At 66.7% G+C, this 14,184-nt stretch carries 12 protein-coding genes; 11 read left to right on the top strand and 1 reads right to left on the bottom strand.

Annotated features, from left to right (window positions below):
* Positions 1-36 precede the first annotated feature (36 nt).
* Positions 37-1,596: an aldehyde dehydrogenase family protein gene (locus NWF34_RS23275; RefSeq protein ID WP_258326195.1), complete on the top strand. Its 1,560-nt coding sequence runs from the start codon at positions 37-39 to the stop codon at positions 1,594-1,596.
* Between the two features lie 74 nt (positions 1,597-1,670).
* On the opposite strand, the gene NWF34_RS23270 is transcribed toward NWF34_RS23275, so the two are convergent.
* Positions 1,671-2,441 carry a tyrosine-protein phosphatase gene (locus tag NWF34_RS23270; protein ID WP_258326194.1) on the bottom strand — a complete coding sequence of 257 codons (771 nt, stop codon included), beginning with the start codon at positions 2,439-2,441 and terminating at the stop codon, positions 1,671-1,673.
* A 309-nt stretch (positions 2,442-2,750) separates the two neighbouring features.
* On the opposite strand from NWF34_RS23270, the gene NWF34_RS23265 reads away from it, so the two are divergent.
* The 10 genes from NWF34_RS23265 to NWF34_RS23220 all read left to right on the top strand — a co-directional run bounded on the left by NWF34_RS23265 (position 2,751) and on the right by NWF34_RS23220 (position 14,022).
* Positions 2,751-5,477 carry a PEP/pyruvate-binding domain-containing protein gene (locus tag NWF34_RS23265; protein ID WP_258326193.1) on the top strand — a complete coding sequence of 909 codons (2,727 nt, stop codon included), beginning with the start codon at positions 2,751-2,753 and terminating at the stop codon, positions 5,475-5,477.
* 11 nt (positions 5,478-5,488) lie between these two features.
* Positions 5,489-6,406, top strand: coding sequence for a hypothetical protein (locus tag NWF34_RS23260; RefSeq protein ID WP_024497607.1), 918 nt, complete (start codon positions 5,489-5,491; stop codon positions 6,404-6,406).
* A gap of 94 nt (positions 6,407-6,500) precedes the next feature.
* Complete coding sequence (locus tag NWF34_RS23255; RefSeq protein ID WP_258326192.1) at positions 6,501-6,860, top strand: nuclear transport factor 2 family protein; 360 nt, start codon at positions 6,501-6,503, stop codon at positions 6,858-6,860.
* A gap of 110 nt (positions 6,861-6,970) precedes the next feature.
* Positions 6,971-7,402, top strand: coding sequence for a Zn-ribbon domain-containing OB-fold protein (locus NWF34_RS23250; RefSeq protein WP_081712381.1), 432 nt, complete (start codon positions 6,971-6,973; stop codon positions 7,400-7,402).
* Positions 7,403-7,413: 11 nt separating this feature from the next.
* Positions 7,414-8,610, top strand: coding sequence for a thiolase family protein (locus NWF34_RS23245; RefSeq protein WP_258326191.1), 1,197 nt, complete (start codon positions 7,414-7,416; stop codon positions 8,608-8,610).
* Positions 8,611-8,674: 64 nt separating this feature from the next.
* Positions 8,675-9,961, top strand: coding sequence for an acyl-CoA dehydrogenase family protein (locus NWF34_RS23240; RefSeq protein ID WP_024497611.1), 1,287 nt, complete (start codon positions 8,675-8,677; stop codon positions 9,959-9,961).
* 2 nt (positions 9,962-9,963) lie between these two features.
* Complete coding sequence (locus NWF34_RS23235; RefSeq protein WP_258326190.1) at positions 9,964-11,046, top strand: phosphotransferase family protein; 1,083 nt, start codon at positions 9,964-9,966, stop codon at positions 11,044-11,046.
* A gap of 40 nt (positions 11,047-11,086) precedes the next feature.
* Entirely contained in the window at positions 11,087-11,386 is a 300-nt protein-coding gene (locus tag NWF34_RS23230) for a hypothetical protein (protein ID WP_258326189.1), read from the top strand.
* 3 nt (positions 11,387-11,389) lie between these two features.
* Positions 11,390-12,928 (top strand): class I adenylate-forming enzyme family protein, encoded by a 1,539-nt coding sequence (locus NWF34_RS23225; RefSeq protein WP_258326188.1) that lies wholly within the window; start codon positions 11,390-11,392, stop codon positions 12,926-12,928.
* Positions 12,925-14,022 (top strand): acyl-CoA dehydrogenase family protein, encoded by a 1,098-nt coding sequence (locus tag NWF34_RS23220; protein ID WP_258326187.1) that lies wholly within the window; start codon positions 12,925-12,927, stop codon positions 14,020-14,022. The genes NWF34_RS23225 and NWF34_RS23220 overlap by 4 nt, the downstream gene beginning before the upstream one ends.
* The last annotated feature ends 162 nt before the right edge of the window (positions 14,023-14,184 follow it).

Below are 14,184 nucleotides of genomic sequence, written 5' to 3'. Positions count from 1 at the left end.
ACCACCCCGCACCGAGCCACACGACAGGAGTGAACAATGCAGTTCCGCAGAGAGTACGACGAGTTCTTCATCGACGGCGATTGGCGCAAAGCCGATGCGCAGGAACAGTTCCGGGTGATCTCACCGGGAACCGGCAAGCAGATCGGTCATGTGCCCGCGGCGTCGATCGCCGACATCGACGCCGCGGTCGAGGCCGCACGCCGTGCGTTCTACGAGACCGACTGGGCGGACCGGCCGGTCGAAGAGCGCGCCCGTCTGTGTGAGGCCCTGGCCTCCGCGCTGTACGAGAATCGGGAACAGATCGCCGAACTGCTGGTCGACGAACTCGGTTGCACGCGGATGCTGGCCGACGTCTACCAAGCGGTGGCACCGACCCTGCACTGGAACTACAACGCCGCGCTCGGACGTCAATACCCGTTCACCGAGGTGCGGACCGCCGACCTCGGACCGCTGGCGGGCGGTTCCGCCGGGGGCATGGTGATGCCGTACGAGACGCAGAGCCTGACGGTCAAGAAGCCCGCGGGTGTGGTCGCGACACTGGTGGCCTTCAACTTCTCGATGCCGGGCACCGCGCAGAAGGTCGCGCCGGCGATCGTCGCGGGCTGCACCGTGGTGATCAAGGTGCCCGAGCCGAATCCCCTCGCCGTCTTCGCGATGGGTGAGCTGATCAAGCAGGTCGGATTCCCGCCCGGCGTGATCAACATCGTGGCCGCGGGAGCCGAGTCGTCGAACCATCTGGTCACCCATCCCGACGTCGACATGGTCAGCTTCACCGGCTCGCTCGCGGTGGGATCGAAGATCGGCGAGGCATGCGGTGCGCTGATCCGTCCCGCCGTCCTCGAACTCGGTGGCAAGGCCGCCGCGATCGTCCTCGACGACGCGGATCTCGACACCGTGATCCCGACGCTCGTCACCGTCGGCTTCGTGCCGAGCAGCGGCCAGAGCTGCACGCTCCAGAGCCGATTCCTGGTCCCGCGGGCCAAGCACGACGAGATCGTCGATCGGCTCGTGGCGGCGCTGGGTGACCTCAAGATCGGCGACCCGCACGATCCCGAGACCGCCATCGGCCCGGTGATCACCGAGAAGCACCGCGACACCATCCTCGGCTTCATCGAGCGTGCCAAGGCCGACGGCGCGAAGGTCGCCTTCGGCGGCGGTGTCCCGGCGGAGCTGACCGAGGGCTGGTACGTGGAGCCGACGCTCCTGACCAACGTCGCGCGGGACTCGGAGATCGCGCAGGAGGAGGTGTTCGGTCCGGTCGTCGTGGTGCTTCCCTACGACACCGAGGAGGAGGCGATCGAGCTCGCGAACGACACCAAGTACGGCCTGTCCAGTTCGGTGTACACCTCCGACGTCGCCTACGGATTCGAGTTCGGTCGCAAGATCCGCACCGGCACCTTCGCGGTCAACACCTATGCGGCGGACTTCAACTCGGCGTTCGGCGGTTTCAAGAAGTCCGGTATCGGACGCGAACACGGTCCGGCCGGACTCGAGGAGTACCTGCGGCCGCAGACGATCGCGATCGACCCGAGCCAGAAACTGCCCGAATCGGTGGTCAAGTCTGCGGACAAGGTCTCCGAAGGGGTCGGTCTCTGATCGTTCCCCCTGGGACGAAAAAGTCCCTCCCGCTCCGATATGTCGGTGCGGGAGGGACTTTCGCGTGACCGAGCTCAGTCGAGCAGGAGATCCTTCAGGCGTTCGTGGCGTGCGGGGGTCAGGCCGCAGACATTCACCAGATAGTCCTCGTACGAACCGAAGTCGCGTTCGATCGCCGCGAAGGAGGCCTCGAGGTACGCGGCCTGGCTGCCGAGATCGACGAGCCGGTCGGCCGAGAGCACCTCGCCCGACGGGTCCTCGACGTACTCCATCATCGACCCGTGGAGACGGTCCTTGTCGATGTTGCGGCCCGAGGCGAGGTAGTCCTCGACGATCGCATCCCACTGCACGTCAAGGGCTTTGAGGATGTTGGCGATCACGAATCCGGTGCGGTCCTTGCCGGCGACGCACTTCACGAGGAGGGGGATCTGCTCGTCGTCGATGATCGAGTCGAAGATGATCTTCATGCTGTTGACGAACGCTCCCGGCATGTCTTTCGCGTTGCCGGTGAGGATCTCGACGAGGGTACCGCCCTCGACGTCCTTCATGATGCGACCGATGAGTTCGGGACCGGCGACCCGGGCGTCGGGGAGCGTCTCCACCGGCACCAGATGCGGTTGCTCGCCCGGCCAGACCAGGGGATGGGCCGCGCGCTCGCCGTCGCTGCGCAGGTCGCAGACGCTCTTGATGCCGAGTGCCTCGAGGGCTTGGCGATCGTCTTCACCCAGGTCGGCGAGGCTTTCGGACCGATACAGGACGTTCTCCCGGACGTGTCTTCCGTCCGTGGTGGGCAGGCCGGCGAGCGACCGGAAGTTCGGGCGATTGGGCAAGGTGGTTGCGGGCATGGGTTCCGCCGTTTCTGGGTGTCTTCTGGCCACGGCGCGGGACGCACGCGGCAGTTGTTGGCATATTTCCTACCGAGGAATAGGCTAGCACTTCCTCGTGTCCGGGAGGCTGGATTCCCCGAAGGGCTGCGTATCGCTCCCGTGTGTGCCGCGAAAAGCACTGATGATGAACGTGTTTCGAAACAGCATGAGCAATTTCGTGTCAGACCGAAATTCCTCCGGAGGAACCTTGACACTCGGCTTTCGCTTCTGCATGATGTGTCCTATGACGCGAGTCACACGGGGGATTGACCATGGAATGGAGCACTAGTGAGTACTGTCATCCGATTCAACGATCCGACGGGTACGGATGTGGGTCTCGTCGGCGGTAAGGGGGTGAACCTCGGTGAACTCGCGAACGCCGGATTCTCGGTGCCCCGCGGATTCACCGTCAGCACCGAGGCCTACGCGACCGTGATGGCCGCGAGCGGCGCGAACGACAAGGTGTTCGCACTGCTCGAGGGCTTGGACTACCAGGACCTCGACAAGGTCGATCGCACCGCCGCAGAGATCCGCGGGGTCATCGTGGACATCGAGGTCCCGGGAGCTCTCGCCAAGGAGATCGCCGACGCCTACGCCGAGCTGGGCGACGACGCCTACGTCGCCGTGCGGTCGTCGGGTACCGCCGAGGACACCGTCGATTCCAGCTTCGCGGGTATGCACGACACCTACCTCGACATCCGTGGTGTCGACCAGGTCCTGGACGCGGTCCGGCGTTGCTGGGCATCCATGTGGACCGCCCGTGCGGTGTCCTACCGCCAGGAACGCGGATTCGACCACCGCACCGCTCGTCTGGCCGTCGTGGTGCAGACCATGGTCCAGGCGGACGTGAGCGGCGTGATGTTCACCGCCAACCCGCTGAACAACCGCACCGACGAACTGGTGATCAACGCCGCATACGGTCTGGGCGAGGCCATCGTCTCCGGAATCATCAATCCCGACGAGTTCACCGTCGACCTGGCAACGGTCAAGGTCAAGCAGGCGAACCTCGGTGACAAGAAGCTCAAGATCGTGCGTGCTCCCGATCAGGCCAGCGGCACAGTGGAACTCGAGGTCGCCGGCGAGGATGCGAAGCGGCTGAGCCTGTCCGACGCCCAGGTGGGTGAGCTCGCCGCCCTCGGCCGCAAGGTCATGGCGCACTACGGCGGCCTGCCTCAGGACATCGAATGGGCATACGTCGACGGTGAGTTCCATCTCCTGCAGGCGCGGCCCATCACCGCGGGCAAGTTCACCTGGCCCGAGGGATTCGACGACTGGCAGAACGGCCCGGAGGAGGAGGACACCCTCTGGACCTTCAAGTATGCCGAGCAGTACTGGACCGGCGGTATCACCCCGCTCTTCTACTCGGTGCGTGCCCGCGAGACCCAGGTCGGCTACGACAACATGAACACCCGGGCCGGCTTCCAGGACCTGCTGGGCCAGCGTCTCTACAAGTACAAGTTCGGCACGGTCTACTGGAACGTCGACCTCGACGAGAAGCGTCTGCGCTACGTGCTGCCGAAGTTCGCGCGTCCGGCGGGCGCCAACGTGGTCCCGACCGACATGCAGCAAGCCTTCTTCAGCGAGCCGCTGGACGTCGTGCGCTGGCTGAAGGCGATGATCAGTTTCAGTGTCTCGCCGGTCTATTCGCTGTCGCGCTGGAAGAAGGTCATCCGTGAGGACTACCTCTTCAACGAGGCAGCCGTCGCGAAGGCCAACGGCCTGCCCGAGGAGGAGCTGAAACTGCTCTCCGACGACGAGCTGAACAAGTACCAGCGCAGTCTGCAGCAGTACGCGATCGACTTCATGGACCCGCTGTGGTTCGGTGCCTACACCGCGATGTCGATGTTCTTCGCGCTGCAGGGCGCGCTGGTCGCCAAGTTCTACACGGGCACCAACGCGCTGCTGGGTCAGGAACTGATCAGCGGTCTGCCCACGACCCTGCAGAACGTCGAGAACCGCGCGTTCTTCGAGCTGACCAACACGATCCGCAACTCGAAGACGCTCAGTGAGACCTTCGCGAAGAACGAGGGCGCAGCATTCTTCGCCGCGCTCGAGAGCAGCGACGAGGGCCGGGAGTTCCTCGAGCAGTACAACGAGTTCATCGTCGAGCACGGTCACCGCGGCCACCCCGACCGCGACCTGATCTTCAAGCGCCGGGCCGATGACCCCGCCGTCGACTACGAGGCCTTCAAGGTCCAGCTCGCCTCTCCTGCGGCCACTCCGCCGGAGGAGCTGGAGACCCGGGTGCGCGACAAGCGCCTCGCCGCGGAGGCCGAGGTCGTGGAGAACCTCGGACAGGGTTCGATGGGCATGCTCAAGCAGCAGCTGTTCAGCCTGCTCCAGGGCCAGATCATCGACTTCCTGGTGCTCCGCGACGACTGGCGCCACTTCATCGACCGGATCAGCTATGCCAAGCGCAAGGCCTTCCTCGAGGTCGCCCGTCGCTGTGTCGAACGCGGTTACCTGAACGAGCAGGACGACGCCTTCTTCCTCGGCGAGACCGAGCTCTTCGAGGTTCTGCGCGGTGGCGGGCAGCGCCCGCTCGTCGAGGCCAAGATCGCCGCTCGCCGTGAGGACTTCGATGTCTTCGAGTCCCGCAACTTCACCCCGCCGACGTTCATGCGCGGTGAGACCCCGGTCGACGACGCACTGCCCTCGGCGGCGCCGGGTTCGGGTGCACTCGTCGGTGTCGGCACGTCGGCCGGACAGGTCGAGGGCCGGGTACGCGTCCTGCGCAGCATGTCCGACATCGGCTCCCTGGAGAAGGGTGACGTGCTCATCTGCAACGCCACCGACCCCGGTTGGTCGCCGGTGTTCGGCGTGATCAGCGGTCTGATCATCGAGACGGGCGGAATGCTCGCTCACGGTGCGTGCCTGTCCCGTGAACACGGCATTCCGGCGGTCCAGATCGTCGGCGCGACCCAGATCATCCCGGATGGAGTCCACGTGCGGATCAACGGCACCACCGGTGTCGTCGAGGTGCTGGACATGGCTCAGATCGGAGCGACGTCGTGAAACTGGCTCCCATGGAACCCGTGCACGACGGGTCGCACACCCCCGACACCGACGACGAGCGGTGGCAGGAGAGCTGGGTGCTCTACTGGTACGACCCGTCGACCACGACCGGCGGCTCACACCACTTCGGTCTCCAGCCGCTGCGCGGCCGGGCCGACGTGTGGGACTGGATCACCGTCGACGGTCGGCCGGCCGGGCATTTCAACGAGCTGACCCTGCCGATGCCGTCGGGCGACATCTCCGATCTCGAACTGGGCAACATGAAGATCGAGACCCTGGTTCCCCTGCAGAAGTACCGCTTCCGCAGTGAATATCCCAGCACCGGAACAAGTGTCGACGTCGTCTACGAGGCGTTCACCCCGGCCATCGCCATCGACCTCAACGGTGACGATGGCGCGTCGGTGGCCGCTCACCACTACGACAGCTTCGGGCGCGCCACCGGCACGGTGACCCGCGACGGTCAGACCACGGAGATCTCGGGCTGGGCGTTCCAGGACCACTCCTGGGGCGTCCGGGACTGGACGACAGTCGGTGCGCATCGATGGCTGCAGGCGCAGTTCTCGGAGAACTTCTACTGCGCGGCAGGCACATTCGCGACGGACGCCGGCGTGCGGTCCTTCGGGTATGTCTTCGACGACGGTGAGTTCAAGGAGGTGACCCGGGTGTCCTTCGGTGGCCGGGTCGGCGACGACGGCTTCAGCGTCGAGGGTTGTGACGCGAAGATCTGGACGGCTGCGGGCGACGCATACCGGATCACCGGCGACTGCGTGAGTTCGCGGCTGAGCGATCACCACAACGGGTGGTTCACCAGCAACGGGTTCGCCGAGTTCGAATGTGGCGGGCGACTGGGCACCGGCGTGCTGGAGATCGCCGAGCTCAAGACCCTGCCGCCGAGTCTGCAGAAGATGCTGGAGAACGCAAACGGCTGACATCCATCCGGATGCGGTCGAGAGCGGCCGACGGGCCCGCGGATGCACATGCGCATCCGCGGGCCTGGTGGCGTTTCTACGAGAAGGAGAACCGATGACCACGACACGATTCGAGGGCCTCGCGGAGGCGCTGTTCGGAGCGATCGAACGAGCGGACGCAGAGTCTTTCCTCGCGTGTTTCGCCCCCGACGGGGTGATCATCCAGAACGGTGGGGAACCGCGTGCCGCGCAGGCGGTCGCCGCGCACATCGGCAACACCGGGCCCGGCGCCACCCGGCACACCTACCTCGGCATCCGCCGGCAGGTGTTCGACGGCGGCTTCGTCGAGGAGCACACCGTCCGATCGGTCGCCGGCAACGGTGATGTCCTCGTCCGGCACACCTGCGTCGTCTGCGATGTCGACTCGGACGGCCGGATCACCGAGATGCGCGAGTACCTCAACCGCTCGAATTGATGATGAGGAATGTGTGCCCAACCTCTTGACAAACTCCTCATGAGGAATAGGGTGATTGGTGTCATAAGTAGCGGGTCGGCGCGACGCGACCACGGTGGTGAAGGAGAGCGATGACCGTCCAGGAGATTGCCGGCGTCGAGGTGGTCGACGAGTCGCTGTTCGCCGTGGACGACGAGGGTCGCGTATGTCTGGTCGGTGCCCGATGCGGCCACTGCGAGACCGTGACCTTTCCGTCCCAGGCGGGGTGCCCTCGCTGCAGCGCCGCCGGGATGGAACCGGTGAGACTACCTCGTACCGGCACACTGTGGGCGTTCACCGTGCAGGGCTTCGAGCCCAAGCCGCCGTACCGGGGACTCGGGAAGTTCGAGCCGTACGGACTCGGATACGTCGACCTCGGGTCGGTGCGGGTCGAGTCGCGTCTGACGGTGAACGACCCGTCCGCGCTGCACAACGGCGACACCATGAGCCTTCGGCTCGTTCCCGCGTACCGCGACGACGACGGCCGCGTCGTCCACACCTACGCCTTCGGGCCCGAGCACTGAGGGGAACGCGCATGAGCACCCAGAACAGCGGAGAACAGCAGCCCCCCGACCAGCAGACGGCCGGCGACGGCGTCGCGATCGTCGGAATCGGTATCCACCCGTTCGGACGGACCCCCGGCCGGAGTGGACGCGAGCAAGGCGCCGTCGCGGTCCGGAACGCGCTGGCCGATGCCGGAGCGGACTGGTCGGACATGCAGTTCGCCTTCGGCGGAAGCCATTCCGCAGGTGACGCCGACACGCTCGTCGCCGACCTCGGACTCACCGGCCTGCCGTTCATCAACGTCTACAACGGTTGCGCCACCGGCGGTTCGGCCCTCATCAGCGCGCGCAACGCGATCGCGTCGGGGGCTCACGACCTGGGAATCGTCGTCGGATTCGACAAACACCCACGGGGGGCGTTCAACGAGGACCCGGCCACCCTCGGACTGGGCGAGTGGTACGGGTCCACCGGGATGATGGTGACCACGCAGTTCTTCGCCATGAAGATCCAGCGGTACATGAACGACCACGGGATCAGCGAGAAGTCGCTCGCCCTGGTCGCGGAGAAGGCCTTCTCGCTCGGTGCGCTCAACGAGAACGCTTGGCGCCGAAAGCCGCTGACGGTCGAGGAGATCGCCGCCTCCACGATGATCAACTACCCGCTCACCCAGTACATGTTCTGCTCGCCGGGCGAGGGCGCGGTCGCGCTCGTCCTGGCGCGGGCGGATCGTGCACACCGCTACACCTCGAACCCGATCCACCTGAAGTCGGTCGAGTTCCGGTCCCGGCGATTCGGTTCCTTCGAGGTGTACAGCCCGTGGGCGAGTCCGGAGATGGCCGACGGACCGACCGTCACCGCTTCCCGAGCGGCCTTCGAGGGCGCCGGGATCGAGCCGTCCGACATCGACGTCGCACAGCTGCAGGACACCGAATCGGGCGCCGAGATCATGCACATGGCCGAGACCGGACTGTGCGCCCACGGTGAGCAGGAGAAGCTGCTCGCCGACGGTGAGACCCGGATCGGCGGACGCATGCCGATCAACACCGACGGTGGCGTACTCGCCAACGGGGAGCCGATCGGTGCGACCGGCCTCCGCCAGATCTACGAGACCGCACTGCAATTGCGCGGGCACGCCGGGGATCGCCAGGTGCCGGGCGACCCCAGGACCGGGTTCACCCACGTCTACGGTGCGCCGGGGATCAGCGCGTGCGCTGTGCTGACCCGCTGACGCCTTTCTTTCTTTTCACCAACCGGATGCGCGCCATCCGGATGTACTCGAGTGAGGACACACAATGAGCTGGGGATTCGAAACCGACCCGGAATACCAGAAGGATCTGGACTGGGTCGACGAGTTCGTACGAACCGAGATCGAGCCGGTCGACCGCGTGATCGACCACGCGTGGGACGTTCGCGATGCTCGTCGCAACGCTCTCATCAAGCCGCTCCAGCAGCGCGTCCGCGAGCGCAAGCTGTGGGCTTGCCATCTCGGTCCCGAGCTCGGCGGACCGGGCTACGGCCAGCTGAAGCTCGCACTCCTGAACGAGATGCTCGGCCGCACCCATTCGGGTCCGGTTGTCTTCGGTTGCCAGGCACCGGATTCCGGGAACGCCGAGATCCTCGCCCACTACGGGACGCCCGAACTCAAGGAACGCTACCTCGAGCCGCTCATCGAGAACGAGATCGTCTCGGCCTACTCGATGACCGAACCGCAGGGAGGTTCTGATCCGACGGCCTTCGTCACCCGCGCGGAGCTCGACGGCGACCACTGGGTCATCAACGGCGAGAAGTGGTTCTCCTCCCACGCCTCGTTCGCCTCGTTCCTCATCGTCATGGCGGTGACCGACCCCGACGCGGACCGGCACCACCGAGCCTCGATGTTCGTGGTCCCCGCTGACACCCCGGGCATCGAGATCGTCCGCAACGTCGGCGTCTCCGGCCACGAGGCCATCGGCGACACCCATGCCTACATCCGCTACCACGACGTACGCATCCCCGCCGACCATCTCCTCGGCGAGCGCGGACAGGGATTCGCCGTCGCACAGACACGTCTGGGTGGGGGCCGCATCCACCACGCAATGCGTACCGTCGGGCTGGTTCGCGAGTCACTCGACATGATGGTCGAGCGCGCGCTCAGCCGCCGAAGCGGAACGGGAACCCTCGCTGACCGTCAGATGGTCCAGGAGATGCTGGCCGACTCGTGGATCCAGTTGGAACAGTTCCGGCTCCTGGTCCTGCAGACCGCGTGGAAGATCGACCGCTACCAGGACTATCGCAAGGTCATCGCGGACATCTCGGCGGTGAAGGCGGCGATGCCGAAGGTTCTTCTCGACGTTGCGGGCCGGGCCGTTCAGCTGCACGGCTCCCTCGGAATCTCCACCGAACTGCCCTTCGGCTCGTGGGTGATGGAGTCGTTCCACATGGGCCTGGCCGACGGTGCCACCGAACTGCACAAGATCCAGCTCGCCAAGCAGATGCTCAAGAAGGCGACACCGGCGCCCGGACTCTTCCCGACCCGGCACATCCCGGCGTTGCGAGCCGACGCCGAGGCCAAGTTCGCCGGTCTGCTCGGGGAGGAGTGATCGTGGCCGATCAGACCGAAGCGGGTATCACCATGCCCGACACCGACGTCGAGGTCGCGCAGGTCCGCGACGGCGAGAACCTCGACTGGCCGAAGCTCAACGCGTATCTCACCGAACACATCGACGAGGTCGACGGCGAGCCGATCGTCGAACAGTTCCCCAACGGGTCGGCCAACCTGACCTACCGGCTGACCTACCCGGGCATCACCCTGGTGGTGCGTCGCCCGCCCTTCGGGACGGTCGCGCCCGGTGCGCACGACATGCGGCGGGAGTACAAGGTCCTCTCACACCTCCACGCCCATTACCCGCGTGCACCGCGCGCCCTGCTGTTCAGCGATGACGTCGAGATCGTCGGCGCGCCGTTCCTGGTCAGCGAGTACCGGTCGGGTGTCGTGGTGTGGAACAGCCTGCCCGACGAGATGACCGATGCCGATGCCGGACGCCGAGTGGGCCTGGCGGTGGTCGATGCGCTCGCCGATCTGCACTCGGTCGACTACGAGGCCGCCGGCCTCGCCGACCTGGGCAAGCCCGAGGGGTACCTCGCCCGTCAGGTCCGCGGCTGGACCAAACGCTGGGACGCGGTCGCCGCCGACGACGCCGCGATCATCGGTCAGGTCGGTGAGATCCTGGCCGAGACACTGCCGGCCGAAGGCGTCGGGACCATCGTCCACAACGACTTCAAGGTGGACAACTGCCAGTTCGCGCGCACCGACCCGGACCGGGTGATCTCGGTGTTCGACTGGGACATGGCCACTCTCGGTGATCCGCTGACGGATCTCGGCACGCTGCTGAACTACTGGCCGGACCCGGCGAACACGACCGCGATGGCCATCCCCGGTCTCGATCGGCTCGGGCTGCCCACCAAGGCCGAGGTCGTGGAACGTTACGCCGCAACCCGCGGAGTCGACCTGTCCGTGGACGACCTCCGCTGGTACGAGGCCTTCGGTTGCTGGAAGACCTCGATCATCCTGCAACAGCTCTACGCCAGATTCCTGCGCGGTGAATCCACCGATCCGCGGATGGGGGAGCGCGGACGCGATGTCGTCCCGCTCGGGTATCGCGCCCGAGATCTCCTCGCCGGCTGACTCTTTCATACTCACGAACCCAAGTTGGAGGTTTGAAGACGTGTACAAACCAGGCATCAGACTGAAGAGCGCTGCGTGCAGCACCGAGATCGTCGTCGTGCGTCCGCCGAAGTCGGGTGAGATCTCCTGTGGTGGAGCCGCCATGGCCGCGGCCACCGAGACCGTCGAATCCGCCCCGATCGCGGACGGCTGGAACGCCGGATCGGTACTCGGCAAGCGCTACGAGGACGCCGACAGCGGACTTCAGGTCCTCGTCGTGAAGCCCGGCGAAGGTACCCTCGGCATCGACGGTCGTGCGCTGACCCTCGTCGAGGCCAAGGCCCTCCCCGCATCGGACTGACCCATGGACATCACTCTGCTCCTGGAGATGGCCGCCGACGCGCATCCGGACCGGGTCGCCCTCGGCAGCCGTTCGGGCGGGATCACCTACCGGCAGTTCGCCGACACCGCGCGAAAGGTGGGCGGCGAGACCGCCGACCTCGACGTGACGGCACTCGGGCTGCTCGACCTCAACGGTCCGGTGTTCCCGACCCTGCTCTTCGCCGCGGCCTACTCCGGTAAACCGCTGTGCCCGTTGAACTACCGCCTCGCCGACGACGCCCTGAACCAGGCCGTCGAACGTCTGGCACCGGCCGTGCTCTTCGCCGGTGAGTCGATGCGGTCGAGGGTGCGGGAGTGTGACGGCGTCACGGTGCGTGCCTCCGAGCCGGTCACCGCGGGAGACGAATCGAACTCTGCGCCTGATGATCTCGTCCACATCCCCGACGGCGAACGTCCCGCGGTGCTGTTGTTCACCAGCGGCACGACCGGGACCCCGAAGATCGCGGTGCTGCGCCAGCGGCACCTGTGGTCCTACATCGTCTCCTCGGTCGAATTCGGCAGTGCCGGTGAGGACGAAGCGATCCTGGTGTCGGTCCCGAACTACCACATCGCGGGCATCGCGTCGGTGCTGAGTTCGGTTTATGCCGGCCGTCGGATGGTCTACCTGAGTGCCTTCGATCCCGAACTGTGGGTCGACACCGCTCTCGCCGAGGGGATCACCCACGCGATGGTGGTGCCGACAATGCTCGGCCGGATCCTCGACGTCCTCGAGGCCAGGGGCCAGACCCTGCCCGCGCTGCGGCATCTCTCGTACGGCGGCGGGCGGATGCCGGTCGACGTGGTGGAGCGGGCCATGCGGCTGCTTCCCGCCGTCGGCATGGTCAACGCCTACGGGCTCACCGAGACCAGCTCGACGGTTGCGGTGCTGGGTCCCGAGGATCACCGCGTCGCGGCCGCATCCACCGACCCGCAGATCCGTGCCCGCCTGGGCTCGGTCGGTCGCGCACTGCCCGGCATCGAGATCGAGATCCGCGACGACGCGGGCGCAGCGGTGCCGGCCGGACAGATAGGCGAGGTCCATGTGCGCGGTGAGCAGGTCGCCGGCGAGTACGTCTCGCACAGCGCGGTCGCTGCGGACGGGTGGTACCCGACCCGCGATCACGGCTACCTCGACCCCGACGGATTCCTCTTCCTCCAGGGCCGCGCCGACGACGTCATCGTCCGCGGCGGGGAGAACATCGCCCCGACCGAGATCGAGGACGTCATCGTCACGCATGACGCCGTCGACTCCGTGGCGGTCGTGGGGGTGCCCGACCAGGAGTGGGGCGAACGTGTCGAGGCCGTCGTCGTCCTGCAGTCCGATGCGGGAGGCCAGGACCTGATCGCGGCACAGATCCAGGACATGGTCCGTTCTGCCCTGCGCTCGACCCGGGTTCCCGCGACCGTGCACTTCTGGGATGAGTTGCCGTTCAACGAGACCGGAAAGCTGCTGCGACGGATCGTCCGTGACCGGCTGTCGACCACCGTCGGCGCCGGCTCCGCGGCAGGAGATGTCCGATGATCCGTACGCTCACCGACGAGGATCGGATGATCGCCGAGGTCGCCGGGGACCTCTTCGAGGGACACCCGCACATCCCGGAGGACGACGAGCCCCGCGCCCGCTACGACGCCGCGACGTGGCGGCCGGCCGCCGAGATCGGACTCGCCTCGCTGGGCATGCCCGCCGAGGTCGACGGCATCGAGGGTTTCGCGGCCCTCGGTGAGGTCCTGATCGCCGCCGGCCGCGCGCTGAGTCCGCTGCCGATTCTCGGTTCGGTCGTCACCGTCCAACAACTGATCGCGCTCGCCGTCCGCGGCGAGCAGCGCGTGGGGCTGCTCACCGACCTCGTGTCGGGCGCTTCGATCGGGGCCTTCGTCGCCGGTCATCGAGGCGACGCGGTCCGTGTCGAGGGCCCTGCGGACCAGCCGATCCTGCGCGGTAGCGTAGATGCCGTGCTCGATGCTGTCTCGGCGGATCTGGTCCTCGTGACCGCCGCCGGGCCCGCCGGGGTGGGGTTGTATCGCGTCGATCCGACGGACGCGGGCTTCACCGCCACGCGGACCCGATCCGTGGACCTCACGCGGGAGTACACGCACGTCGACCTGGACAACTGTCCCGCTCGACCGGTGTCGACCGAGGACCTGGACGCCGCACTGCGCCGCGTCGAGGACCTCGCCACCGTCGCCCGCGCATGTGAACAGCTGGGGGCGGCGCGTCGTTGTCTCGAGATGACGACGCAGTACGTCGCGGAACGCATCCAGTTCGGTCGGACCCTCGGTTCGTTCCAGGCCGTCAAACACCAGTGCGCCGACCTGGCGGTGGCCATCGACGACGCCGAGTCCGCGGTCTCGCATGCGGTCTGGGCCGCCGACTCCTCACCCGAAGGGCTGCCGCTCGCGGCCGCGATGGCCGGCGCGGTGTGTTCACGTGTCGCGTACCGCGCCGCCGACACCGCGGTTCACCTGCACGGCGGCATCGGTTTCACCTGGGAGCACCCCGCCCACCTCTATTTCCGGCGCGCGGTCACCGACACCGCCGTGTACGGCGACGAAGCCCACTTCCAGGAGCGTTTCCTCGACGCGTCCGGAATCCGAGTGCAAGGAGTCACCCCATGACAACAGATCAGCTCCTCGGCGCGGCCGGTCGCGCCTACATCGAACGGACGGGTCTCTTCGGCCACGTCGTCGACGGAAAGGTGGTGCCGTCGGCCGACGGCACCACGATGCCGGTCATCGACCCGGCCACCGGCGCGCAGATCGCCACCGCCGCCAAGGGAT

The sequence above is a fragment of the Gordonia sp. GONU genome, from assembly GCF_024733855.1.
In the GTDB taxonomy this organism is placed as follows: Bacteria; Actinomycetota; Actinomycetes; order Mycobacteriales; family Mycobacteriaceae; genus Gordonia; species Gordonia amicalis.
Note: the sequence above shows the minus strand (reverse complement) of the source record. Positions and strands in the feature narration are given on the sequence as shown.